19 protein-coding genes and 1 tRNA gene are annotated in these 25,204 nt (G+C 42.2%); 10 read left to right on the top strand and 10 right to left on the bottom strand.

Annotated elements, in window-relative coordinates; translation table 11 throughout:
* Window positions 1–47: 47 nt before the first annotated feature.
* The 5 genes from ABIN91_RS17830 to ABIN91_RS17810 form a co-directional block, all read right to left on the bottom strand.
* Complete coding sequence (locus ABIN91_RS17830; RefSeq protein WP_348052772.1) at window positions 48–455, bottom strand: c-type cytochrome; 408 nt, start codon at window positions 453–455, stop codon at window positions 48–50.
* Entirely contained in the window at window positions 452–979 is a 528-nt protein-coding gene (locus ABIN91_RS17825; RefSeq protein ID WP_348052771.1) for a YceI family protein, read from the bottom strand. The genes ABIN91_RS17830 and ABIN91_RS17825 overlap by 4 nt, the downstream gene beginning before the upstream one ends.
* A gap of 1 nt (window position 980) precedes the next feature.
* Window positions 981–2,000 carry a metallophosphoesterase gene (locus ABIN91_RS17820; RefSeq protein ID WP_348052769.1) on the bottom strand — a complete coding sequence of 340 codons (1,020 nt, stop codon included), beginning with the start codon at window positions 1,998–2,000 and terminating at the stop codon, window positions 981–983.
* A 124-nt stretch (window positions 2,001–2,124) separates the two neighbouring features.
* Window positions 2,125–3,450: an asparagine synthetase B gene (locus ABIN91_RS17815; RefSeq protein ID WP_348052768.1), complete on the bottom strand. Its 1,326-nt coding sequence runs from the start codon at window positions 3,448–3,450 to the stop codon at window positions 2,125–2,127.
* 111 nt (window positions 3,451–3,561) lie between these two features.
* The gene (locus ABIN91_RS17810) at window positions 3,562–3,900 is read right to left on the bottom strand and encodes a hypothetical protein (protein WP_348052766.1); all 339 of its coding nucleotides are present in this window, start codon (window positions 3,898–3,900) and stop codon (window positions 3,562–3,564) included.
* A gap of 207 nt (window positions 3,901–4,107) precedes the next feature.
* On the opposite strand from ABIN91_RS17810, the gene ABIN91_RS17805 reads away from it, so the two are divergent.
* The 5 genes from ABIN91_RS17805 to ABIN91_RS17785 all read left to right on the top strand — a co-directional run bounded on the left by ABIN91_RS17805 (window position 4,108) and on the right by ABIN91_RS17785 (window position 11,510).
* Window positions 4,108–4,701: a TetR/AcrR family transcriptional regulator gene (locus ABIN91_RS17805; RefSeq protein WP_348052764.1), complete on the top strand. Its 594-nt coding sequence runs from the start codon at window positions 4,108–4,110 to the stop codon at window positions 4,699–4,701.
* Window positions 4,702–4,953: 252 nt separating this feature from the next.
* Window positions 4,954–6,084, top strand: coding sequence for an efflux RND transporter periplasmic adaptor subunit (locus ABIN91_RS17800; protein WP_348052762.1), 1,131 nt, complete (start codon window positions 4,954–4,956; stop codon window positions 6,082–6,084).
* 103 nt (window positions 6,085–6,187) lie between these two features.
* Entirely contained in the window at window positions 6,188–9,403 is a 3,216-nt protein-coding gene (locus tag ABIN91_RS17795) for an efflux RND transporter permease subunit (protein ID WP_348052760.1), read from the top strand.
* Between the two features lie 68 nt (window positions 9,404–9,471).
* Window positions 9,472–10,881, top strand: a complete 1,410-nt coding sequence (locus ABIN91_RS17790) for an efflux transporter outer membrane subunit (protein ID WP_348052759.1) — start codon at window positions 9,472–9,474, stop codon at window positions 10,879–10,881.
* A gap of 173 nt (window positions 10,882–11,054) precedes the next feature.
* Window positions 11,055–11,510 (top strand): DUF2147 domain-containing protein, encoded by a 456-nt coding sequence (locus ABIN91_RS17785; RefSeq protein WP_348052757.1) that lies wholly within the window; start codon window positions 11,055–11,057, stop codon window positions 11,508–11,510.
* Window positions 11,511–11,566: 56 nt separating this feature from the next.
* Here the strand turns inward: ABIN91_RS17785 and ABIN91_RS17780 are convergent, their stop codons facing one another.
* From ABIN91_RS17780 to ABIN91_RS17765, 4 genes are all read right to left on the bottom strand, one after another.
* Window positions 11,567–12,739, bottom strand: a complete 1,173-nt coding sequence (locus ABIN91_RS17780) for a metallophosphoesterase (protein WP_348052755.1) — start codon at window positions 12,737–12,739, stop codon at window positions 11,567–11,569.
* A gap of 29 nt (window positions 12,740–12,768) precedes the next feature.
* On the bottom strand, window positions 12,769–13,758 hold the full coding sequence (locus tag ABIN91_RS17775) for a hypothetical protein (RefSeq protein WP_348052754.1): 990 nt from the start codon (window positions 13,756–13,758) through the stop codon (window positions 12,769–12,771).
* Between the two features lie 61 nt (window positions 13,759–13,819).
* Complete coding sequence (locus tag ABIN91_RS17770) at window positions 13,820–15,382, bottom strand: hypothetical protein (RefSeq protein WP_348052752.1); 1,563 nt, start codon at window positions 15,380–15,382, stop codon at window positions 13,820–13,822.
* Window positions 15,383–15,420: 38 nt separating this feature from the next.
* Window positions 15,421–18,195 (bottom strand): TonB-dependent receptor, encoded by a 2,775-nt coding sequence (locus ABIN91_RS17765; protein ID WP_348052750.1) that lies wholly within the window; start codon window positions 18,193–18,195, stop codon window positions 15,421–15,423.
* Window positions 18,196–18,397: 202 nt separating this feature from the next.
* On the opposite strand from ABIN91_RS17765, the gene ABIN91_RS17760 reads away from it, so the two are divergent.
* The 5 genes from ABIN91_RS17760 (at window position 18,398) to ABIN91_RS17740 (ending at window position 24,712) form a co-directional block, all read left to right on the top strand.
* Window positions 18,398–20,293 carry an AAA domain-containing protein gene (locus tag ABIN91_RS17760; protein ID WP_348052748.1) on the top strand — a complete coding sequence of 632 codons (1,896 nt, stop codon included), beginning with the start codon at window positions 18,398–18,400 and terminating at the stop codon, window positions 20,291–20,293.
* Window positions 20,294–20,372: 79 nt separating this feature from the next.
* A complete protein-coding gene (locus tag ABIN91_RS17755) occupies window positions 20,373–22,448 on the top strand; it encodes an HDIG domain-containing metalloprotein (protein ID WP_348052746.1) in 2,076 nt (691 codons plus the stop codon).
* Between the two features lie 80 nt (window positions 22,449–22,528).
* A tRNA-Ser gene (locus ABIN91_RS17750) sits at window positions 22,529–22,615 on the top strand.
* Window positions 22,616–22,865: 250 nt separating this feature from the next.
* The gene (locus tag ABIN91_RS17745) at window positions 22,866–24,101 is read left to right on the top strand and encodes a site-specific integrase (protein WP_348052744.1); all 1,236 of its coding nucleotides are present in this window, start codon (window positions 22,866–22,868) and stop codon (window positions 24,099–24,101) included.
* A 77-nt stretch (window positions 24,102–24,178) separates the two neighbouring features.
* Window positions 24,179–24,712 carry an ORF6N domain-containing protein gene (locus tag ABIN91_RS17740; protein WP_348052742.1) on the top strand — a complete coding sequence of 178 codons (534 nt, stop codon included), beginning with the start codon at window positions 24,179–24,181 and terminating at the stop codon, window positions 24,710–24,712.
* A gap of 217 nt (window positions 24,713–24,929) precedes the next feature.
* Here the strand turns inward: ABIN91_RS17740 and ABIN91_RS17735 are convergent.
* Window positions 24,930–25,204: peptide chain release factor-like protein (locus ABIN91_RS17735; protein ID WP_348052740.1), on the bottom strand; the 275-nt coding region annotated here is incomplete at its 5' end.

The raw sequence follows: 25,204 nt of genomic DNA, 5'->3' as shown, positions 1-25,204 counted from the left end.
AACGGTAATCAGTTAGCTAAAGTGGCAATATCGGGCATCAAATACAACTATTTCGGCACATCACCATCAGGAAAGGCCTGCCCTTTGTGGCAGGTGTTACAAGATACCACAAGCGCGGCACTGCCTAATTGCGGGTGCTTGAGCTTGAGATAGGTTTTGTTGACACCCAGTGTCATGCGCATCATGGTTCGGCTTATCTCCTTTTCGGGCTTGGCATCGCTGGCAAAATCAAGGCCGTGGCCATCTTTGTTATTGGCATGGCAAAAGCCGCAGCTTACGCCAAGGGCATCTTCAAAATCATCGGTCATAATGCTTTGCAGTTCTTTTGAGCTAATGTTTTTGGGAAGTACTTTGAGGTTTGTATAACGTGACGGTTCGGCAGTGCGTGTGGCGGCGGCAGATGCAATGGTTACACTTACCGCCATACCTGCAATGATAATTAATTTACGGTTCATTTTTTCGCGATCACGTTTAAGGTTACTTCCAACTCGTCGGATACAGTGCTTGTGCCCCCTACCCCAAAATCCTTCCGTTTGATTTTGAACACGCCTTTAAAAAGGTAACCATCCGCAAATGGTGTTGCCGTAAACGGGAAATTGATGTTTTGAGATTTACCTTTAATGATTAGCACGCCAGTAAACATGTATGATCCGTTTTTCTCTGCAATTTTGGTAGATACCAAACGGATATTCGGGTGGTTTTTGACATCAAAGTACCCTTCGCCGCGCAAATGCTCATCGCGCAGGTTGTTATCGGTATTTACAGTTGATGAGTTAACGGTAACATCAAAGTTGCTGCCCTCTGCATTTTGAGGGTCAAAATTGATGTTACCTTCAAAGCCCTTAAATGAACCCTTAACGCCAAAGCCCAGGTTTTTGATATTGAAGGTAAGTGTTGAGCCTTGCTCAACCGGTTTAAGTTGTGCCGGGCTTATTTTTGAGACAAGCAATATTAATAATAGTATGGTTATCTTTTTCATGTTACTTCTGTAGAATTGTATTATCGGCTTGGATTAATGGGGTATCTGTAATGGCAAGCGTGTGGTTATGTTCAACATAATTTACACTTGTTAATCCTAATAGGCCACGTAATTTTTCGGCGGGAACTTTCATTGGGCCGGGGCCGGGTGCAGTGCCGGGTGCTGGTTGCGGAAACGCGGTTGAATTTGCTGTATGGAAAGTAATATTGCCCTCAACCTTTTGTATAGTTTGATGGATGTGTCCGTTTAAAACGGATACCGAACCAAAGCGTTTTAACAGCGCCAACGCCTGTGCGCTATCATCGGTTCCCCAGCCCCATTGCGGATATATGGCCCAAAGCGGTATGTGCGCAAATACAACGATAGGTGTACTGCTTGATATGGGTTTCAAATCATTCTCCATCCATTTTAACTGTGCGGCGCCAATATAACCTAAGCCGCCATCAACGTGGTTGGTAACGTTTACCAAGGCAATAAAATGTACACCGTGCGAGTCGAAGCTATACCACCCATCCCCAAGGGTGCCTTTTCCGTAACGCTCAAGGTAAAGCTTGCCGTTATCGGTAACGTCGTGCTCGCCGGGTACATAAAATATCTTTTCGGTTTTTACGGCTTTTAGTGCCTGGTCAAGGGTATCAAACTCCTCGGCTTGCGCAAGGTGTGTTAAATCGCCGGTGTGCAATACAAACGATGGTGTTGTAGGCATCGCATTTATTTTGGCTATGGTGGCGTTAAGGGTACCCAAAACATCGGTATTGGCAGGCTTGCTGAAACCAATGTGGCTATCGCTGATCTGCACAAAGCTAAAATCAGACTTAGGCATTACCAATCCCTTTTTCAGGCCGCCGGTTGTTCTGTCTATCATCTGGCTCATGCCGAATGATTTCATTGTACCGCCCGACATCATCCAGAGTACGCCGGTACCAGCCCAGGCCATACATTCTAAAAAGCCGCGGCGATCTACGCCATCGTTATTCTGTTCGGAAGCAAAGTCGTCATGCGATTCGATGTGATTTTTCATGGTTTTATGTTTAGAGATGAATGAATTACATCGCTAAACAAGTTAAACCATAGGCCATACTAAACTATTTTACACCAAGAGGAACAAATTCTTGACGAAGCAAGGGTTTTGAGTAGAAGGCATCCTACGTTTTTTGCTTCCTTTTTTTAGCCGCGGGGAAAAGCACATTGTTCAATATCAAGCGGTATCCGGGCGAATTGGGGTGCAAACTCAGATCTGTTGGCGGTTCAGTAAAACTGTGCTGATAATCTTCAGGGTCGTGACCACCATAAAATGTCCACTGGCCCTTTCCGTATTCGCCGTGAATGTAGCGAGCCTCGTTGGCTGTTTTAAGTTCGCCTAATATGGTAACGCCTGGTTTAAGTTTATCCTTTTTAAAAGCAGTAGCGAGGCCCATAAAACCTTTGATCACCCTTTCGTGATCCTGAGTTAACATACTGGGCACCACATCCCACTTGGCCGAAAATTCAAACAGGGTAAAAAAATCGTGCGCCCTATCAACCATACGGCTATGGCCAACATCAATATCACTAAAATTACGTGCAAAGGGATTTAAAGCAACGGTAAAGTTTTGGAAAGCTACGGTCTGGCTAAAATCCAGCTTTGACTGAGCCTTCGGGTCAATACCATCACCATCGTATTTTGCATCGCAAATATCGGTATTGGCCGCGGCCAGTGCTATATCAAAACTATCGGCACCAGAGCACATCGCAAACAAGAATCCGCCACCGGCGCAAAAATCCCGGATATTTTGAGCCACGGCCAGTTTCATTTTAGATACCTTTTTAAAACCCATCCGATGTGCCCTATCCTCTTGTGTTTTACGGTCTTCAACGTACCAGTTTTGGTTGGATGCTATGCTGCCTGTCGCATTAGTATTAAATGGATTGGATTTAACCGTCATACCGCCTAAAAGGCCGCCATTAAATTTACTATACTGCCCGGTAAAATCTTCATGATGCAGGTGCAGCCAATCGTATTTTGGCAGTTCGCCCTTTAAAACTTCTTCATCGTAAACATAATCAAATGGAATTTCGGCGTAATTCAACACCAACACAACGGCATCTTCGAGCGGACCCTTATTGCGGGGCGAGTAAACAGCCATACGCGGTGCTTTTTCCAACTTAACCAAATCCATATTTACCGATGGATCGTTTATCAGGGCTACTATTTGGGCTACCTTTCCGTCGGGTACGATCTCGTAACTCACACCACGTATCTTGCATTCGTTTTCGGCTTTGACATCATACCTGGTCATGAAACTACCGCCACGGTAATTGAGCAGCCAGTCTACTTCGCCGCCGTTCTTTAGTACCCAAAAAGCTACGCCATAGGCTTTCAAATGATCTTTTTGAGCCTCATCCATCGGCATCAATATCGAAGCGGCCCTGCTAAACAAGGATAAGATCAGGAAACTAAAAGCTAAAACATACTTGAGATGCCGACTCATTTATCTCAAATATAAGCAACAAATGATCAACCAATTGCATAATCAAAATAGCATTGCAAAATAAACATTGCAATGCTATTAAAAGCTCTCCTAATATTCAGAATAGTTTACTTATGATGCTGTAACCACAGTTTCTGCCTTGGCAACTTTAGTTTCAGTCTTTTTTGCGGGGCTCTTAACTTTAACCGGTGCAGTTTTAGCAGGAGAAGATTTTTCGGCATTAACAGGTGCAGCATTAGCTGCAATTATCGCTTTATCTAACTGAATTTCTTTGGTTATTTTTTTGGCCAGTTTTTCTGAACTTTTGGCGATAACCTTTTTCAGTTTAGCCGATACAGTACCTATAGAACCAACAGCTTTTTCCAGCTCCGCTATCAAACTGTTGTGGATATTTTTCTTCGCTTCTTTTTTAGCGGCTTTAATTAGTGCTTTACGTTTAGTGTCTTTCATATGTATTGATAAGGAAAGCGCAAAGTTAAGTTACCCAATAGTTAACTCAGTATTATCATTATGTTAATTAAGAGCATGTATGTTAACAAAATTTTCAACTGCATTACAGCTCCATTAAAATAATTATGACAATCAGATGTACATAATTAATTATTTATCACCGTACATTTGCTTAACAGTGTTAAATTATTTACACACTATAAAGTAATGGCAAGTAAAGACAGGATATTACGTTTGAAAGAAGAAACCAGGATAAACATTCTGGAAGCTGCACTTCAAATTGTTAAGGAAGAGGGATGGCAGGCTTTAAGCATGCGCAAAATTGCCGATGTAATTGAATACACCGCTCCTATTATATATGAGTATTTTGCCAGTAAAGAGGCAATTATTTTAGAGCTTACCCGAAAGGGATTTTTAATACTGGCCCGGGACATGGAAGCCGCAAAAGAAAAGCACCACTTACCAGCCAAACAACTCGAGGCGATGTGGTTGGCTTACTGGAACTTCGCTTTTGCCGAGAAGGAATTATACCAGGTAATGTTTGGTGTTAATACCAATTGTTGTGAGTTGGCTAAGATCATTCCGGAGTCTGAGGCTCCTTACGATCTGATTGCCGAAGCTTTAGAGAAAATGATGACCCAACCTACCGAAGATGAGGTTTGTACTAAATACTTCACCTTTTGGTCTGTTATTCATGGTTTGATATCTATCAACCTGGTTAACCGTGGCCGGTCTGAAGAGATGAACCATGAGGTTTTAAAAACCGCTATCACAGGCATTATCCGTACTATTAACGATTAGTCGTTATTTTTTAGACCTACAGATACATTGTTAAATAACTTAACGGTGTTAAATAAATATTAACAGATCAAACAACAATAAATAACTAAACCCCTACCATCATGAAAAAACAAACTAAAACACGTAACATAATTTTAACATCATTAAATAATTTAACAATGTTAAATATCTTTTTTTAATTATCTCTACAAATCAAGTCATATGGAATCTCCAAACAACACATCACTTACAAATCAACCAAATTCATACATCATGAAAAGTATATTAATCGCGTTTATCGCACTAAGCATATACGGCTGCTCACCAAAGCCACAAACCGCAGCCGTAGCTCCGCCCCCGTCACTACCAGTGGCAACGGTATTATCGGGCAACCAAACAACCTATCAGGAATACCCTGCCTCTATTGAGGGTGCTGTAAACGTTGAAGTTCGCCCACAGGTAGCTGGCGCGCTTGATAAGGTTTTTGTTGACGAAGGTGCCTACGTTACCGTTGGCCAACCTTTATTCAAAATTAACGATCAACCTTACCGTGCACAGTTAAACAACGCTTTGGCAGCACAACATTCAGCCGAAGGCGCTATGTTAAGCTCACAGTTAGAAGTTGATAAGCTTACCCCGCTGGTGCAATACAAAGTAGTGTCTGATTATCAATTAAAAACAGCTAAAGCAGCTTACCAGGTAGCCAAAGCCAATGTAGAGCAAGCAAAAGCTAATGTAGCAACAGCACAGATCAACCTGGGTTATACAACTATTAAAGCATCTGTTAACGGTTACATTGGCCGCTTGCTAAAAAAACAAGGTAGCCTGGTTGCTCCAACCGATCCGGAAGCGTTAACCCAATTATCTGATGTGCACAACGTTCACGTTTACTTCTCATTAAGTGAGCAGGATTTCATCAACTTTAAACAACAAAATCCGGGCGGTACACTTGGCGATAAGTTGAAACACCTGCCTGCGGTAAGCTTAGTATTAACCGATAACACCGAATACACTCAACAAGGTAAAATTGATATGATAGATGGCCAGTTTGATAAAAACACCGGCGCTATCACCGTAAGGGCCAGTTTCGCCAATGCGCAAGGTTTGTTACGTTCGGGCAATACAGGTAAAATAAGGTTGAGCCTGCAACATACCGACGCGCTTATTATACCAGAATCGGCAACCTTAGAGATGCAGGATAAGGTTTTTGTTTTCGCTGTGGCGGATAGCAACAAAGTTAAAAAAGTACCTATTACCATCATCGGCAAAAGCGGAACAAATTACTTAGTTAAAGACGGCGTAAAAAAAGGCGACCAAATTGTACTAAGCGGTATTGACCATTTACAGGAAGGTACTGTAATCCATCCCGAAAAGGCGACTGATAAAGTAGCAGCATTAAAATAATTTTAAGAGTCAAGATACAAGACTCAAGAATCAAGATAAGGTAATCAGTCTTGATTCTTGCATCTTGATTCCTGAGTCCACTAAACAACAAATCAAAGAAATCATGTTTCAAAAATTTATAAAAAGGCCGGTACTCTCAACGGTTATCTCCATTCTATTGGTGATCGTGGGTATACTCGGTTTAACCAAATTGCCGTTGCAGCAATTCCCTGATATCGCTCCACCTGCGGTATTGGTAGCAGCAGTTTATCCCGGTGCTAACGCCGAAACTGTATTACGTTCAGTAGCGCCATCATTAGAAGAATCTATTAACGGTGTGGAGAACATGAGTTACATGAGCTCAACCGCCAGTAACGATGGTACATTGGCCATCACAGTTTATTTTAAACAGGGCACCAATCCCGATCAGGCTGCGGTTAACGTACAAAACCGTGTAGCCCAGGCCACAAGTCAGCTCCCTGCCGAAGTTGTGCAACAAGGTATCACTACCACCAAGCAGCAAAACAGCTTAATTGGCGCTGTGGGTATATATACCGAAGATCCTGAAAAGTACAATCAGACCTTTGTAGCCAACTACGCCCAGATCAACATTATCCCCGAACTTAAACGTATTCCGGGTGTTGGTTCGGCCAGTATATTCGGTGGCGTTAAAGATTATTCTATGCGCGTTTGGCTCAATCCCGGCCAAATGGCAGCCTATAAGATCACCCCTGCCGAAGTTATGGCAGCCATACAAGATAAGAATATCGAAGCGGCTCCCGGTAAATTGGGCGAACGCAGCAAGGAAGTATTTGAATATGTAATTAAGTATAAGGGCAAGCTTACCAAGCCCGAAGAGTATGAGAACATCGCTATCCGTGCAAATACCGATGGTTCGGTACTGCGGTTAAAGGATGTGGCCCGTGTTGAATTAGGTGCATACTCTTACACCAGCGTAACCCACTTAAACGGTCATGACGGTATCGCTATCGGTGTTATCCAATTAGCCGGTTCAAACGCTAACGAGATCCAGATAGCTGTAGATAAGTTGATGGAGAAAGCATCAAAAGATTTCCCATCAGGTATCAAATACAATAACTTTTACAGGACGAAGACTGCACTTGACGAATCAATAGAGCAGGTTGAACATACATTGATAGAAGCGTTCATACTTGTATTCATCGTAGTGTTTATTTTCTTACAGGATTTCCGTTCAACTTTAATTCCGGCAATAGCCGTTCCGGTCGCTATTATTGGTACGTTCTTCTTCATGAGCCTGTTTGGTTTCTCTATCAACCTATTAACCTTGTTCGCATTGGTATTGGCGATAGGTATTGTGGTGGATGATGCCATTGTAGTGGTTGAGGCCGTGCATGCCAAAATGGAACATAAGCACCTCGGCCCAAAAGCGGCAACTACCGAAGCCATGCACGAGATCACGGGAGCCATTATATCCATCACATTGGTAATGGCGGCAGTATTTTTGCCAGTTGGTTTCATGACGGGCTCGACAGGTATTTTCTACCGCCAGTTCGCCTTCACAATGGCCATCGCAATTGTGATATCCGCGGTTAACGCTTTAACTTTAAGCCCTGCATTGGCAGCCTTATTCTTAAAAGATAACCACAGCCAAAACGGCGAAGTAGTTGTTAAAAAGAGCTTTAAAACCAAATTTTTTGCAGGTTTTAACAGTAGCTTTAATTCGATAACAAACAGATATGTTGGCGCGCTTAAGTTTTTGATCCGCAATAAATGGATCAGTATGGGCGGGTTGGCTGTTATAGTTTTGGCTACGGTTTACTTAGTACAAACTACAAAATCAGGCTTTATCCCTACCGAAGATCAGGGTTTCGTAGCGGTTTCGGTATCTACTCCATCGGGTACATCATTAGATGGAACAACCAAAATATTGAAACAAGCCGAAGATAAAGTACGTGCCTTACCTGCCGCAAGGTTTGTTACCGCTATATCCGGTTTCAACTTGTTAACCTCATCAAACAGTCCCTCGGCGGCGGTATTCTTTGTATTGCTGAAGCCTAATAAAGATCGTGGCGCAGTTAAAGACATCGATGCCATCCAAAATATCATGCGTGGTGAATTAGCCACCATTACAGGCGGTACATTCTTTGTATTCAGTTTCCCAACTGTTCCGGGTTTCAGTAACGTTGAGGCTTTGGATGTTGTGTTGCAGGATAAAACAGGCGGCAAACTCGATAAATTTAGTGGGGTGGCCAACAGCTTTATTGGTAAACTGATGCAGAAAAAGGAAATTGCCTTCGCATTCACCACCTTTAAGGCCGATTATCCGCAATTGCAATTAGAAGTTAACGATGATAAGGCTAATCAATTGGGCGTAAACGTTAAAGACATTTTGCAAACTATGCAGGCTTACTTCGGTAGTGCACAGGCATCAGATTTTAACCGCTTTGGTAAATACTACCGCGTAGTGGTTCAAGCAGATATTGCCGACCGCACCGATCCTGCTTCCATCGATCGTGTATTTGTAAAAAACAGAGCCGGCGAAATGGTACCGATCAACACCTTAGTTAAACTAACCCGTGTTTACGGTTCCGAAACTGCTTCGCGTTATAATCTGTTCAACTCTATCGAGATCAATGCCATCCCTAAACCGGGCTACAGCTCGGGTGATGCCATTAAAGCGATACAGGAAACAGCTAAAGAAGAACTACCCTCAGGCTTCGCCTATGAATTCTCGGGCCAAACCCGCGAAGAAATTGGTTCTGGTGGGCAATCAGCTATTGTATTCCTGTTGTGTTTGGTATTTGTTTACTTCTTACTATCAGCACAATACGAAAGCTATATTTTGCCTTTAGCGGTTATCTTATCTATCCCTACAGGTATCTTGGGTGTGTTTATCGCCATCGGTTTAACCGGAATAGAAAACAACATTTACGTACAGGTAGCCTTGATCATGCTCATCGGTTTGCTGGCTAAAAACGCCATCCTGATTGTTGAGTTTGCCGTACAACGGCGCAAGGCCGGTCAGCCATTAGTAGCCGCCGCTTTAGAAGCGGCCAAGTTAAGGTTGCGCCCTATTATCATGACTTCGCTGGCTTTTGTAGCTGGTTTGTTCCCGATGAGTATCGCTACCGGTCCATCAGCCCAGGGTAACCACTCTATCAGTATCGGCGCAGCCGGAGGTATGGTTTCGGGCGTAATATTGGGTGTATTGATCATCCCGGTATTGTTCGTCATCTTCCAGCATTTGCAAGAGAAAGTAACCGGTATACCCGTAGCTGTTTTAATGAACGAAAATGACCACGAAAAACAGAATGGACAACACGTTGATGTTCATCGTGAAGAATTAATCATCAACTAATATCAAAACACAATGAACTGTCCCGTAAAAACGGGGCGGTTCATATGGTTCATATATAAATCAATAAAATGAAAACTCAAATCAGCAGGCTCGCTTTAGTATTGCTTTTACTAAGCGCCTGTAAAGTATCAAAAGATATTAAACCAACTGCTGCCCTACCATCCTCGTACAGAAACTCGGTAGCCACAGCAGATACCAGCAGTATTGCCGATATCCAATGGAGAACGTTCTTCACCGATGCCACCCTGCAAAAACTGATAGACAGCGCTATCATCAAAAACTATGATATGCAAATAGCTGTTAAGAATATCGAGGCATCGCAATTATTGCTTAAACAAGTTAAGTGGAACTATGTGCCGCAGGTAGCCCTGAATGTTACGGCTAATACAAGCCGACCATCGGACAATAGTCTTAACGGATTAAGTTTGAGCCAATATAATGTTGGCAGCAAGCATATTGAAGATTATTCTGCCAATCTTTCACTGTCGTGGGAAGCGGATATCTGGGGTAAAATACATAATCAGCAAAAAAGTGCTTTGGCCACCTACCTGCAAACTGCCGAAGCCCGTAAGCTTATCCAAACCAATATTGTGGCAGGTGTATCACAAGGGTATTTTAATTTGCTGATGCTGGATGAGCAACTCAAAATAGCCAAGCAAAACGTAAAGCTTAATGACAGCACTTTACGCATTATCCAACTGCAATACAATGCGGGCCAGGTAACATCATTAGCCATACAACAAGCGCAGGCCCAGCAATTAGCCGCTGCGCAGTTAGTGCCACAATTTGAGCAAAGCATCAGCATACAGGAAAATGCCATCCGTATTTTAACCGGAGAATTGCCAGATCAAATTACCCGCAATTCAACTTTAGATCAGATCGCTCTTTTGGGGAACCTATCAACCGGTGTACCTACTACCCTGTTAAGTCACCGCCCCGATGTTAAAAGCAACGAGTTGAACCTGGTGATAGCCAATAGTAAAGTAGGTATTACCAAAGCCAATATGTACCCTGCCCTGCGCATTACAGCAAGCGGTGGTGTAAATTCGTTTAAGGCGAGCAACTGGTTTAACATTCCGGCATCATTATTTGGCATTGTGTCTGGTAGTGTGATACAGCCTTTATTACAGCATAAAGAACTTACAACACAATATAAGGTAGCCCAGGTTGAACGCGAAAAGGATGTATTGCAATTCCGCCAGTCGGTATTAAATGCAGTTGGCGAAGTATCTGACGCGATGGTGAAGATAGACAAGCTAAAATCGCAGCAAAGCATTGCCGCTAATCGTGTAAGCACCTTACAACAGGCAACCAGTAATGCCAACCTGTTGTTTAAAAACGGCATGGCTAACTACCTTGAGGTAATTACCGCTCAAAGCAATGTACTGCAAAGCGAGTTGGAACTGGCCTCTATAAAACGTGATCAGTTGAACGCGGTTTCAGAATTATACCGTTCTTTAGGTGGCGGATGGAAATAAACATTAACAACCTTTTAAACAGGAAAGCCATCTATGATATAATAGGTGGCTTTTCTGTTTAAATTTAACCGTGTGCATAGATTTAATTATCAGGCTTCTTAAAATTCACTCATATTTACTTAGTTAACAGGCAACTGGCATTGATATTGCGATACAAAAATCAAACACACAATATGCCGATCAAAGCACTACTTACTTTTATCTTGTTTAGCCAGTTAACAGTTACTTCGCTTATCGCCGGATCGATACCGGCAAAGGCGCGCATTTGTGGTAAGTGGGAAGCTACAGAAAAGAACCTGATCATTACAGTATCTATGGTGGGGAACCAATACAAAGCGGTTATTACCTGGTTTAGTGATGTAGATGGCAAACCAATGGATTATTGGAAAGATAGCCATAACCCCAACCCAGCTTTGAGAAATCGTAAAATACACGGATTAAATATACTCAGAAACCTCACTTACCATCCCAATACAAACTCATGGGAGGATGGGATGATCTACGATTCCAAACATGGAAAAGAATGGAACGCGTCAATATTTATCGATAATAAGGGATTACTTAGAGTAAAGGGCTACTGGCATTTAAAATTTATTGGTAAAACCATGAGTTTTTACAGAGTTACATAACCACGTGTACCCACTCGCACCTAAAAATTTCAATTGCCTGTAGCCCTTAATTAAATTTATTTCAGTTTAATGGTAAACTTGTTGCCCCACTTTATTGGTGTTGAAGGGGTGCCTGGTGTACTATCCCAATAACATTCCCTGATGGTCATGGTCATGGTTTTGGTATCGATGGCACCGAATTGGAAAGTCAGCTTGGTTTCGTCGGCCAGTGATTGCAGACCTTTCATTGGCGAATCGGCACCAACTGTTGGTAACGCAATGTCGTTATCCGGACCAGTGTAAGTATAAAACTGACTTTGGTGCACGTGACCATGGAAATAGGCTTTGATATTGGTGTGCGCCTTTAAGAATGCTACAAATGCCCTTTGTTCGATAGCAGCGGTAACGGTGGTTACTTTACCATCTTTAAAATGCTCATCTAAAACGTTATCAAACTTATCGGTATTGTTGATACCGAAGTTACCGTTAGGGTTGGTAAAGTGATTGGATACAACGGCAGGCTGATCGTGCGCTACAATAATTACCGGTGTAGTGTTGGCAACGGTTTGCAAATCTTTATTTAGCCAAACCCGTACAGCAGAATCAGGCCACATCTGGATGAAGCAGAAGTGTATCCCGGCAAGATTTTTTGAATAGTTAACCCTATCGGTACCGTAATTTAAAGTGGCTGGTGTTTTTGGAACCGCCGGGCTTAACATCAGGTTGTAAATATTGGTTAGCGATGTTGCATCGGTTAAAGGCGACATGGTTGCATAGTAACCGATAGTATTAGAAACATCGTGATTACCCGGCACCAGAAACAATTGCGCCTTACCGCCTGTGTTGTTTTTTAAATTAAGGTTTTGCAGAAAATCGACATTAAACTGATCCCATGATTTTGCCGCGGTTTGTACACTCGCGCTGGTTTCCATACGGTTGGCAATATCCCCACCATGGAAAACAAAATCAACCGAGCCAATTTTTTTGCCTGCATTAACGCCGCTATCGTTAGGTAAGGTTAAATTGGGCAGGGTATTCATTTGAGCTATCATAGCAGCGTTAACCGTGTGCGAATCTACATTGGTACCACCCTGAAATGCGGGGCGTGTTAAGCCATAATGCGAGTCGGATGTGAATACAAACTGGTAAGATGTAATTTCGGGATCATTGGCTCGGTCTTCATTCTTTTTAGAACATGCCGATAAAAAAACAGCGGCTATAAATAAGTATTTAAGTTTTGAGGTAAACATAGGTTTGGTTTTCGGTGATGATTTGAATGTTATTTGCGTTTGTAAAAGCTGATGTTGCTGATCGCTCCCGGATAATCACGAATCTCGGTATCGGTATAATACCCCCCGCCATCGGCTGCAAAGCCAACACCTTCTCCCTGGTGCTCGTTGGCGGCATAAGGTGCGTCCTGCGGTTTACGAAGAAGGGTGGTAATGATATCTTCCCCATCGGCACGTTTCCAGTACCATATCTGGCTTTTGTTTCTGAGCAGTACCTCTTTACCATCGGGTGATATATCGCCGGAGGTAAGCAGGTCAAAACCCAGCATAGCTAATGGCTTAATAACTGTAACTGTGGTGGTTGATTGAGGATAAGGAACGCGGTAGATATAACTTTTACCGGTTTCTTTAGTGGCGATAATTATGTCTCGTGTTAAAGGGTCAACCATCATCGTTTCTGCATTAGTTGCCCCGCGCGAATAGCTGGCCTGTATTCTGTCAAAGTTAGTTACGTGTATCATACTACCGGGTGTAGCGGCCGACAGATTCGGCTCAATAAATCTGTATATAGTTACAAACAAATAACTCGCGTTATTATCACCTATATCGGCCATGTAAACATAGGTTTTTGTAGCATCAGGCCCGGGGCCAACGGCTATATCTTCCCAGTCTCGGGGTTGTACACCATCTATAACAACTTTACCCAGGTCTGCACCCAATTTATTTGTCAGATCAATAGAATTTGTTTTCGCGCCATCTTCAAAAACATATAAAACGCCGGGGGTTAAATGGCTTTCGGCTATTCCCGATAGTTCGGTATAATCCTGCCTTACCATAGTCGCGGTATTTGGTACAGTATTAAACAATCCGCAAGGGCTTAAAAGCGAAAGATCATAAGTTGCCGATGGTATTGTATCGGGTGGTTTAGTAACCGGTATGGTATCGGTTTTAACCGGCTGCGCATTGTCACCTGCCGACTTTGAACAGGCGTTTAAAAACACCAAAGCTAAAATGAGGAATGCGGGATAAAAAAACTTCATTGCCGAGGATAAATATTAAAGGGCGGTTGCCCGCCCTTTAATTGTGTGTAAGTATTTGGTTTTAGTATTTGTGCTGGTTGCCACTACCATCGGTAGGGAAAGCACCCAGGTCTTTATTTGGAGGAGTAATAGTTGCACCAAAAGTACCGCCGGTTGGAATTAACTTCATCGGGAAACCATATTGTGTTAACAACGGAGCTGCTGTTTTAGTTGGCATAGCATTTTTACCTGTTCCACCTGGATAAACACCTGCGCCAATAGCTGGTGAACCCGTTTTCAAGTGAAAATCGTATCCGGCAGGCAGTTCGCATATACGGTAATTTCTGCCTGTGCTGTTTGTGGCAACATTATAGTTCACAAACAATGGATCGTATTTTAATGAATCGGTTGCTGTGTTGGTTCCAATATTGGTACCTGCATCTGCAACGCTACCGGTAATTATAGCGCCGTTAACGTAACCATTAAAATCTGTCGATCTTTTTTGTGTGTATTGGTGAGGCTCAATAAATACCATATACTGCTCGGTACCACCCATTGGTGTACCACGACCAATACAAGTTAAGCTGTTACCGTATGATGTATTTAAGGTATCGCTCGGGCTACCTTTTTCTGATGAGTATGTGATACGCAAACCTGATTTACAGTTAACAATGATGTTGTTGTAAATAAAACCACCTGTATTGGTTTCTGTATTGATAGAACCGTTACGGGTTGCTTTGGTTTGGCGGAAACCGCATTGTACCAAAGTGTTGTTGTAAATATTTACCATAGTGCTTTTACCTGCAACCGAAGCTGTTTTTAAACCATTGGTAGCACCACCGAATGACAGGTTATAAGCCATATCGCCAAATACACCATCTTTAAGGTTAACGCCTTCGCCACCTGTACCGCCGGTTTTGATAAAGGTATTACGCATAATGCTTACATAAATGTTAGCACATTTACCAATACAATCATCTTTTGAGCCATAGAACCATGAATCTTCAACAATTAATTTACCGGTAGTGTTGTTAGCGCCGGTGTTCATATAAATACCGAATTTCGGATCACCACTTTTTACGCCATAATCAGCAAAATTTGGTCCCCATGGGCTACCTAAATATTCTAAGTGTGTCCACCTCAACAATAATAATTTAGCTGTAGGGCCGCATTGAAAACCACCCCAATATCCTTTAAAAGCAGGATCGTTGGCAACATCATCTTTAAAAGTTGAATTTGATTTTTTAACTGTAGCTGTTTCAAAAACGGTAAAAGTGTTTGGAGCTTCTTTAGTACCATCGCTTACCAAAGTGCCATTTACATAAAAGGTAGGGCTGCTATCGGCTGTAAGGCCATCTCCATGAACTAATATGGTAACTCCTGGCTGAATATATAAGGTATCGCCCGCGTTAACAGTAACATCACCGGTAATATCATAGGTTTTACCTGCAAGCATTGTTCCCTTTAACGGAATTGAGTTTCCCTGAGCGTCTTTTTGTGGCAAGGTGGTAGTTGTAATAGATTGGCCTACAACAAACAGTGGTTTTGAAATTATCGCCGTTTCGCCGCTTCCGCTTTTCTTACAAGAAAAAATGGTGAGCGCCATAACAGCTGCAAATCCCATTTTAAATAAGTGTTTCTTCATGATTTTTTTTGTGATTGATGTTGAGTTTATTTGTCTTTTTATTTTAAAGTGTAACGTAATCCTAACTGGTAATTTTGGCCGTAGATAGTTCTGCTCGACAGGGTTTGGTTGCTGCCAACGGTTTGGTATGATACCGGGTAAGCGTTCCCCTGTGTAGTTGACTGCTTGATAAAGAATTCATCGGCTGTGTTTAACAGGTTTTGAGCCTTAACAAAAACCGCGAAATGTTTTTTGAAACGTTTTTCTGCCGAGATATCAAATGTGTTTAAGCCTTTTTGCCATTGATCAAACTCATAGTAAGGTGAAACCAGGGCTATACGCTCGCCGGTAAACTGCCATGCTATCTGCGCATCAATACCCATCTTAACATTCTTGTATAATAATGCGGCGTTGGCAATGTGTGCAGACTGGCCTTGTAATGGCCTTGTTTGTTCTAAACCCAAAACAGGTTTCTTATTAATAGTTTGAAACTTGGTTGTTGTTATGGCCGAATTGGTATAGGTGTAATTTACCCTTAAACCAAAATTGCTGATGTACTTTTCGAAAACAACTTCTACACCATAATTGGTAGCATCGCCAAAATTTTGCGGGGCGTATGAGTTAAACTTGGTATCAGTAAAGCCGTACTCAATAGGGTTATATATTTTTTTATAGAAAGCACCGATCAATATTTGCTCATTAGCTTTAGGGAATAGTTCATATCGAAAATCCAGGTTATCTGCCGTAGCGTGCTTTAGTGCAGGGTTACCTGCTTCGTTATAATCATCTCCTGGTTGCCCACCCGGAACAATTTCATAAAAGCTTGGCCTGTTTATAGAAGCAAAGTATGATAAGCGCAGGTTAGTTTTGTCGTTCAATATATATTTGAAATTAACGCTCGGTAACATATCCGTATACGTTATATCACCGGTTTTAGCAGATGATGTTAACGGGGCATCGGTATCAAAATGCAATGATGTATTCTCCATCCTCAAACCAACCAACGATTCAAGATTTTTGATCCTGAATTTTAACATGCCATAACCTGCAGATACATCTTCGTTGGCCCTATAGGCATTGGCATTGGCCGGGGCTCCATCGGCATTGTTAACCGACCAGTTAAAATGATATATATCCGACCATTGCTGAAACGTTCCATCGCTATTAGGTATGGGCTGCAATAAATAACTCTGGTATAAATTATCGCGCGTTTTGTTCCTGTACATCCCTCCTGCTGTAATGGTAAAGGGAACATTGGCTAGCTTATTGGTAAAGGCCAGGTTTGCATATCCGGAAAGGTCCTTATCAGAGTTATCCTGCCAGATACGTTTCATATCCATGACTTTGTTGGCATGCAGGTACGGGGTTGAGCTGGTTCCATCCGAATAAAAACCGCCATCATATTCATACTCTGCCAAATCGGGAACGTTGCTTTTTGCAAGCGAGTAAGCGCCTATCCAGTTAAACTTTAAACCAGGAAGCAGCAAGTGCTGACCATCAAGCGTGGTGTTTGCAATAGATTGGTGCTGATATTTTGAACGACCATAATACCAAACTTCGCCGGTACCGTAACCGGCACGTGGCGGCGTTTGTATACTATCGCGTGTTAAACGTGCCTGTGCATCATCCAGAATAGCATAAAATGCATATGCGCTTATCCTGTTCTTATCATCAAAACGATAATCAATTTTTGCGTTTAAACCTGTACGGGTTACTTGTGTAGAGTAATCTCTGGAACTTGCGTGCTTAATTTGCAGTGCCCCCGGTGCATTTGCTACATCAAGATATTGATCGCCCTGTACAAAAATATTACTATAAGTACGATACGTATTTTGGTAAGATCCGCCCAGCATTACACCCAATTTCTTATCAAAAAACCTGTTACCTATAGAAAGGTTAGCTATTACATTAGGGATGAAGCTTTTATTAGTATAATTTAAATTATTGCGGGTAAAATCGGCAGGTTTTGCAAGGTACGATGCACCATTAGCCTCATAAGGCGATTTTGTATTGATGGCACTTACCGGGAAAGAGTTAAACCCATGATTAAGCATATTTTGGTTAGTACCTGTAGAAGCGCTCGCGTTAAAGTATAACTCGTCGGGCGCGTTTTTCATTACCATGTTTACCGAACCACCAATGGCGTCGCCTTCCATATCGGGGGTTAAGGTCTTACTGATCTCGATACGTTCAACCAGATCTGACGGGAAAATATCCAACGGAACGTAGCGGTTTTTGGCATCCGGGCTTGGTATTTTGATACCGTTTATCAAGGTGTAATTGTAGCGTTTATCCATACCACGGATAATGGCGTAGCGACCATCGCCGCTGCCGCTTCGTTCGATAGAAACACCCGATACCCTTTGCATTACGTTAGCCACCGTAATATCTGGCGATAGCAAAATTGCTTTGGCAGAAACGATGTTAACTACATTGGGCGATAATTGCTCCGTACGCTTGGCCGAAGCTTCACTTTCGCGGCTTTGTTTGGCCGATACAACTACCGTGTTTAACTCGGATGATTTTGGGTGAAGATATATTCTTAGCTTTTTATCGCTATACACTTCCATCGTGGTATCTTTATTGATATAACCTACGTAGCGAAAATGAAATGTATAGCTCCCCGGCTGTACATTGTTAAAGCTGAAAGAGCCATCGAGGCGTGCGCTCGCGTTTAGTTTTAACTCTGCAATAGTAATTGTAGCACCAAGCAACTGATCTTTTGTAGCGGCATCTAAAACTATACCTTTTACTACGATCCCCTGCGATTGCGCGGAGGTAGAAAGGCAGAAAAACAATGATAATAATTGAATAAGTAGAAGTCTTTTTTCCATAATAATTTGCAAAAGAACTTTTATTAATGAACAGAAAGCCCACCAAAGCAAAGGGTAACTTAATGATAACCGACAGTTAACAACCCGGCCACTTTAACCACATTTACTTACAATTTATTTACACAATATTATTGAAATGATAAACCGTGATGATTTTAAGGGGTCAGGAATGTTACGGTGAGCAAAGTATTACCTTTGCGCGATGGACTATTTCAAAAAACTGCAAGATCTGCTCAAAGTTGAACTAAACGAAGATCGCAGTCAGTACTTAAAACTAACCGAATCGAGTTCGGCGGCAGAACGCCGGACAAATGGTATAACCTGGTATCCGGTGGCGATCCGCGGTACCGAACCCAGCCGGGGAGATTACTTAACCGTGGAATTGGAACGCACTACGCACCAAGATATCGGCCACCAATTCAGGTTCGGGTCATCGGCAGCGATATTCTCTAATCACGATCCAAAGAATGACCGCCTGGAAGGAACGGTATCATACCAGGGTGGTAACAGGCTTAAACTTACCTTGTTTACTGACGAACTACCAGACTGGTGCCGCAATGACAAATTAGGTGTAGACCTGCTTTTTGATAACAATAGCTATAATGAGATGCAGAACGCGCTTAAACAGGCTACCAGCATGCAGGATACGCGCTTAGTACAAATATTAACAAGCGATAAACTGCCATCGTTTTCAACGGAAGCTATCCATTTATCCTTACCGGGATTAAACGCATCTCAACAAAACGCGGTTAAGCAAATCGTTTCGGCGCAAGATGTGGCTATTATTCACGGCCCGCCCGGAACAGGTAAAACCACCACTTTGGTTCAGGCTATTAAAGCGCTTATCAGCAACGGCGAAAACAAAGTGCTGGTTGTTGCTCCAAGTAATACGGCGGTGGATCTGTTAAGCGAAAAGCTGGCTGCTGAAGGTTTAAATGTACTCCGCATAGGGAACCCGGCGCGGGTATCGGATAGATTAATGGCCCTAACTTTAGATAGTAAAATGACCGATCACAGCCAAACTAAAGAGATCAAACGCCTGAAAAAGATGGCTTCTGAATTTAAAAACATGGCGCATAAATATAAGCGCAGTTTTGGCAAAGCCGAGCGCGACCAGCGCAAAGCCCTGTTTGATGAAGCCCACAAAATAATGAAAGACGTTGATAAAACCGAGCAATATATTATTGACGATGTGGTTGCTAAAGCGCAGGTAATATCAGCTACGCTGGTTGGCTCAAACCACTATACCATCCGTAACCTAAAATTTAATACAGTTGTTATTGACGAAGCCGGGCAAGCCTTAGAACCAGCCTGCTGGATCCCGATATTAAAAGCGCAGAAGTTGGTTTTAGCTGGCGACCATTGCCAGTTATCGCCAACCATTAAATCTGCCGAGGCGGCCCGCAATGGCTTAAGCACTACCCTGCTCGAAAAATGCATCAACCTACACCCCGAGGCAGTTACCTTGCTTGACGTTCAATACCGGATGAACGAGGCCATTATGGACTATTCGGCTAAAGTGTTTTATTACGACAAGCTGCAGGCCGATGCATCGGTAGCACATCATGTTTTATTTAATGGTGATCAACCCTTCACTTTTGTGGATACGGCCGGTTGCGGGTTTAATGAAAAACCAGTTGGCACAAGTGTTGCCAACCCCGAAGAGGCCGCCTTTTTATTTAAGCACTTATCAAAGCTGGTAGCTGAAATTGGTGGCATGTTTACAGCAAATACCTTCCCTTCTGTCGCTATTATTTCACCTTACCAGGAGCAGATACGTTTGCTGCGCGAACAATTGGAAAACACGCCCGAATTACAACAATACAGCCATAAAATAGCAGTGAACACTATTGATAGTTTTCAGGGACAAGAACGAGATATTGTTTATATTGGCATGGCGCGCAGTAACAGCGATGGCGAAATTGGTTTTTTGGCAGATATACGCAGGATGAACGTAGCCATGACACGTGCCCGCAAAAAACTGGTTATTATTGGTGATAGCTCAACACTGGCCGTTCTACCTTTTTATGCCGACCTGGTTAGTTATGCCGAAAGAGTAAATGGCTACCAAAGCGCCTGGGATTTGATGGAATATTAATGATCATCAACCAATTAACTAATACAACATTCTGCCAATAAAAACAGAAAACTTATCTTATTTTTGATAACAGATTAACATGGCAACACTTACACCTTCGCGCCAACGGGCCCTGCTACGCAAATACGCACGCAACGTTAAGTTTTTAATGATGATGGTGAGTATTGCCTTTATTGTGGTTTGGCTCCCCAAGCAGGCAAAATTTAGGTACGAATATGATAAAGGTAGGATCTGGAACCAAAAAGATCTGATATCGCCCTACAGCTTCGCGGTTTTAAAATCTGACGCCGATTTAAAAGAAGATCAGGCGGCAGCCATCCGCAGTATTACCCCCATTTATCAGCTGGATAAAGATGTAGCCCAGCAAAGCGCCGAGGGCTATAAAAATGATTTCGAGATCAAATGGCGTAGTTCGGGCTATCCCGAAAACTTGAAGCAAAAGTATTTTACCCTGGGTAACAATCTGCTGAAAGAGGTTTACGATAAGGGTGTATTGGCCCTCAACAAAAAATATCAGCACGGCTCAGAAAATTATCGCATTACCATACTGCAAAACAACGTAGCCAACGAAACCAATACCGCCCAACTGTACACCCGCGAAACAGCCCTAAGCTATATTGATCAAACCTTATCGGCCTACAAGGGCATTGATAAAGCCTTTATTATAGCCGTTATACAAAACCGACTGCAATACAATTTAAATTACGATGAAAAGCTCACTACCCGTTTGGAGAACGAAGTAGTGAACAGCCTGAGCCTAACACGCGGTATGGTGCAAAAGGGCGAGCTGATTGTTGCAAAAGGATCAGTAATAAACCAGGACGTTTATCAAAAGCTCGAATCCTTCCGGGTAGCGTTTGAAGACAACGTACGTGTATCCGGCGATCCACGCCTGGTGGTATTAGGGCAGGTGCTGCTGGTTTCTATCGTGATAGCCTTGTTGATGGTGTTTCTGTACCTTTTCCGTAAAGATATTTACTATGATAACCGCCTGGTAGGCTTGATATTGCTGGTTGTTACTGCCATGCTGGCCACGCTATCCATATCCATCCGCATACAGTTGCCTTATTTGTATATGATACCTTATTGTATCGTACCCATCATTATCCGGATTTTGTTTGATACCCGTTTGGCCCTAAACATTCACTTGCTGGTAGTTTTGGTAGCCGGCTTTTTTGTGCCCAACAGTTTTGAATTTGCTTATTACGAGATCACGGCCGGTATGGTATCCATCTACAGTATTAAAAACCTCATCCGCCGCGAGCAGTTTTTAATATCAGCCTTAATCATCGTTGGTAATTATTTAGTCGCTTTTTTAGGCATCTCCTTCATCCGCGAAGGCAGTTTTTTAAATATCGATTGGATGGAGTTTGTGCCTTTCATCTTCAGCGTTGTATTAACGCTGCTGGCTTATCCGCTCATTTACATTTTCGAAAAAATATTTGGCCTAACGTCTGATATCACGCTCATCGAGCTAACAAATACCAACGCCAATTTACTGCGTAAGCTGGCCTTTAGTGCGCCGGGAACGTTCCAGCACTCGTTACAGGTAGCAAACCTTGCCGAGAGCGCTATATTTGCCATTGGCGGCAACGCTTTATTGGTTAGGGCAGGTGCATTATACCACGATATCGGTAAGATGGAAAATCCGCTTTATTTTATTGAGAACCAAAGTCCGGGTTTTAATCCGCACGATAAGCTGCCTTATCAGGATAGCGCGCAGATCATCATCAGCCATGTAAGCAAAGGCATAGAAATGGCACGTAAAGAAGGTATACCCGAGATTGTGGTCGATTTTATCCGTACACACCACGGCAATACCAGGGTTGATTACTTTTATCAGTCGTACCTCAAAAACTTCCCTGAAAAGATCATCGACGAAAATACTTTCCGTTACCCCGGACCGATCCCTTTTTCTAAAGAAACAGGTGTACTGATGCTTGCAGATTCGGTTGAAGCAGCCTCCCGATCGCTCCACGAACCCAATGCGCAAACCATTGATGCCCTTGTTGACCGCATTATTGAGTACAAATTAGACCAGGATCAGCTTAAAGACAGTGATATTACTTTGAAAGATTTGGAGACTATCAAGATGATTTTCAAGAAGATGCTGATGGGGATTTATCACGTTAGAATAGATTACTTAAATAACTGAAATTTTTTTTTGACAGGATAAGCGATTTACTATATTTGCAATCCCGAAAAAAAGGGACGTGTTCACCGGAACATGATACTGGTGAGGTGCCTGAGAGGCCGAAAGGATCAGTTTGCTAAACTGACGTACGGGAAACTGTACCGAGGGTTCGAATCCCTCCCTCACCGCTGATTGAATAGTCAAATAACACCAAAAGCCTGTAAATCATATGTTTACAGGCTTTTTTGTTGCCATGAGTTAACCAAAACATTCACGAATTCGCAAATAAAATGAGCGACATCCATGGCGTCTTTTTTTCATCAAAAAAAGACGCCATGTAAATGGTTTAATAAACTGATTTACAACATGTTCAATCATTAAACATCTTGACTTTTTGCCGCTGTATTTCGATATTTATTCACTTAAAAATCTATCGTTATGTTAGAAAAAAGTTTAGGCTTAATGTTTTTTTTAAAACAGCCAAGAAATTACGAAGGTGGAATGATGTATATCTACCTCAAGATTACTGTGGACGGTGTTTCCAAAGATCTTTCTGTTAAACGTTCGTGGCTTCCTTCCAGATGGAATTCAAAAGGGAACCGTGCCAGTGGCAATAAAGAAGATGCTAAAGCGCTTAATGAGTTTCTTGACGTCATGCAAAACAAAGCTTATGATGCCAGAAAACATTTGATCGATCGCGGTAAAGTGGTAACAGCTTTAGCAATAGTAGAATTGTTATCCGGGATTAATGAGCGGAAATGGATGTTGCTTTCATTGTTCGAAGCGCATAACAAAGATTTAAAGAAAATGATTGGTAATGGTGTCGCTAAAGGGACTTACACCAATTTTAACACATCCTTTAGGCACACCTGCAAATTTATCAAAGACATCTATCGAGTGGATGACATCAATATCCGCTCATTGGACTTGGAGTTCATTAAGAAGCTATATAACTGGTATCGTGCCGGTTTAGAACTTAATCATAATTCAGCTTTGAAAAACATTGCCAATATGAAAAAGATAGTATTGGATTGTGTGGATAACGGATGGCTAGTTGGCGATCCATTCGCCAAATTTGAGATGACAAGAGAAGATGTTGATACCATCTACCTGGACAAAGAAGAAATCCAGCGAATTACATGTAAAAGCATCCAAAATGAACGGCTGTCCCGGGTAAGAGATTTGTTCGTGTTTTGCTGTTTTACCGGACTTTCCTTCATTGATGTTAAGCAATTGAAGCGTTCTGAGGTAACCTTAGGCCATAATAGTGAACTAAGAATTTACAAGAACAGGCAAAAAACAGGAACACCCGCAGCGATACCACTATTGCCAATAGCACTTCTGATTTTGAAAAAATATCAAGATGATGAGATGTGTTTAGCGAAAGATATGCTGTTACCGGTATTGAGTAATCAAAAGTATAATTCCTATCTAAAAGAAATTGCCGATACCTGTAAAGTTAATAAGGAGCTCACGTCGAAAATGGCTAGAAATTCTTTCGCAACAACAGTGACTCTAGCGAACAATGTTCCAATCGAAACCATCAGTAAAATGATGGGACATAAAAGCTTAAAGCAAACACAGCATTATGCCAAGGTACTAGCAATCAAAGTTACAGAAGATATGGTTACGCTGAAAAAAACATTGGCTAAAAAGAAGTTTATCCCCGAATAACAGATTATGTTAGGATAGTTAAAAATAGTCTCATGACGTGCTGTTAAAATTGAATTATGAAAAATGATAATAAAGAAATGATGGTCTTTGATAAGATCATCGCTGATAAAATATATTTGATCAGGGGACAGAAGGTTATGTTGGATCGGGACCTTGCAGCATTGTATGGTGTCGAAACCAAACGACTAAAAGAACAAGTGAGAAGAAATATCGAACGATTCCCGGAACAATACATGTTCGAAATGAACGATCTGGAATTTTCAGATTGGAGGTCGCATTTTGCGACCTCCAATGAAGACAGGCAAGGCCTCCGCTACGCGCCATTCTGTTTTACCGAACACGGTATCCTACAGCTCTCCAACGTGCTTAAAGGTGAAAAAGCCATCAAAGTGAGCTTTTTGATCATTGATGTATTCGTTAAGTTAAGAGATACACTAGCAGATCAAACAGAGCTATGGCTACAGATCGAAAAGATCAAAGGCAAATTAGGGAACCAAGACAAAAACATCGAGCTTATCTTCCAGTATTTAGACGAACTGTCATCAAAGATTATTGTGCCTGATAAACTAAGTCCAAGAAAAGGGATTGGTTATAAACCCGAAAATTTATGATCTCCCAAGGTCGAGCCAAGTGACTTAATACAACCGCGCGGTAAAGTTGCTCGACTACATATAATATATTGCATTTATACTTGGACTATTACATAGCTCAAACTTAATTCGTTACTTGTGATGAGAATATAAGAACCTAGTTGATATCCTGTTGAGTGAAAATAATTACCCCATCGTGAATGTATTGAATCTCGCAATGGGGTAATTATCAGTATAACTAAAACAATTCTGCCTTTATCGTTTTAACCGGATTACCCCGTTCCAGGGCGTTATGCTCCTGCCACTGGCTCTGCTGTTGTGCTATCAACTGTTCAGTTTGCCAAACCATTATTTTGGCTTCCAGTCGGGCCAAACAAAGCTTTTTATTTTCCAACTGTGTTCGGGTATCCATTGCCATAACTTGCAAGCCAGATGGTAGATGCGTTCCCCGCACTGCGGTTTCCACCTTGTTTACGTTTTGCCCACCTGGGCCGGAAGAACGGCAGGTTTCCA

The organism is Mucilaginibacter sp., from assembly GCF_039921305.1.
Classification (GTDB): domain Bacteria; phylum Bacteroidota; class Bacteroidia; order Sphingobacteriales; family Sphingobacteriaceae; genus Mucilaginibacter.
This window is presented reverse-complemented; position numbering and strand designations above follow the sequence as displayed.

Excerpts from the sequence above, each read along its gene's own strand:
- ABIN91_RS17830 (WP_348052772.1), bottom strand. The coding sequence starts at position 455 with ATGAACCGTAAATTAATTATCATTGCAGGTATGGCGGTAAGTGTAACC.
- ABIN91_RS17825 (WP_348052771.1), bottom strand. The coding sequence starts at position 979 with ATGAAAAAGATAACCATACTATTATTAATATTGCTTGTCTCAAAAATA.
- ABIN91_RS17820 (WP_348052769.1), bottom strand. The coding sequence starts at position 2,000 with ATGAAAAATCACATCGAATCGCATGACGACTTTGCTTCCGAACAGAAT.
- ABIN91_RS17815 (WP_348052768.1), bottom strand. The coding sequence starts at position 3,450 with ATGAGTCGGCATCTCAAGTATGTTTTAGCTTTTAGTTTCCTGATCTTA.
- ABIN91_RS17810 (WP_348052766.1), bottom strand. The coding sequence starts at position 3,900 with ATGAAAGACACTAAACGTAAAGCACTAATTAAAGCCGCTAAAAAAGAA.
- ABIN91_RS17805 (WP_348052764.1), top strand. The coding sequence starts at position 4,108 with ATGGCAAGTAAAGACAGGATATTACGTTTGAAAGAAGAAACCAGGATA.
- ABIN91_RS17800 (WP_348052762.1), top strand. The coding sequence starts at position 4,954 with ATGAAAAGTATATTAATCGCGTTTATCGCACTAAGCATATACGGCTGC.
- ABIN91_RS17795 (WP_348052760.1), top strand. The coding sequence starts at position 6,188 with ATGTTTCAAAAATTTATAAAAAGGCCGGTACTCTCAACGGTTATCTCC.
- ABIN91_RS17790 (WP_348052759.1), top strand. The coding sequence starts at position 9,472 with ATGAAAACTCAAATCAGCAGGCTCGCTTTAGTATTGCTTTTACTAAGC.
- ABIN91_RS17785 (WP_348052757.1), top strand. The coding sequence starts at position 11,055 with ATGCCGATCAAAGCACTACTTACTTTTATCTTGTTTAGCCAGTTAACA.
- ABIN91_RS17780 (WP_348052755.1), bottom strand. The coding sequence starts at position 12,739 with ATGTTTACCTCAAAACTTAAATACTTATTTATAGCCGCTGTTTTTTTA.
- ABIN91_RS17775 (WP_348052754.1), bottom strand. The coding sequence starts at position 13,758 with ATGAAGTTTTTTTATCCCGCATTCCTCATTTTAGCTTTGGTGTTTTTA.
- ABIN91_RS17770 (WP_348052752.1), bottom strand. The coding sequence starts at position 15,382 with ATGAAGAAACACTTATTTAAAATGGGATTTGCAGCTGTTATGGCGCTC.
- ABIN91_RS17765 (WP_348052750.1), bottom strand. The coding sequence starts at position 18,195 with ATGGAAAAAAGACTTCTACTTATTCAATTATTATCATTGTTTTTCTGC.
- ABIN91_RS17760 (WP_348052748.1), top strand. The coding sequence starts at position 18,398 with ATGGACTATTTCAAAAAACTGCAAGATCTGCTCAAAGTTGAACTAAAC.
- ABIN91_RS17755 (WP_348052746.1), top strand. The coding sequence starts at position 20,373 with ATGGCAACACTTACACCTTCGCGCCAACGGGCCCTGCTACGCAAATAC.
- ABIN91_RS17745 (WP_348052744.1), top strand. The coding sequence starts at position 22,866 with ATGTTAGAAAAAAGTTTAGGCTTAATGTTTTTTTTAAAACAGCCAAGA.
- ABIN91_RS17740 (WP_348052742.1), top strand. The coding sequence starts at position 24,179 with ATGATGGTCTTTGATAAGATCATCGCTGATAAAATATATTTGATCAGG.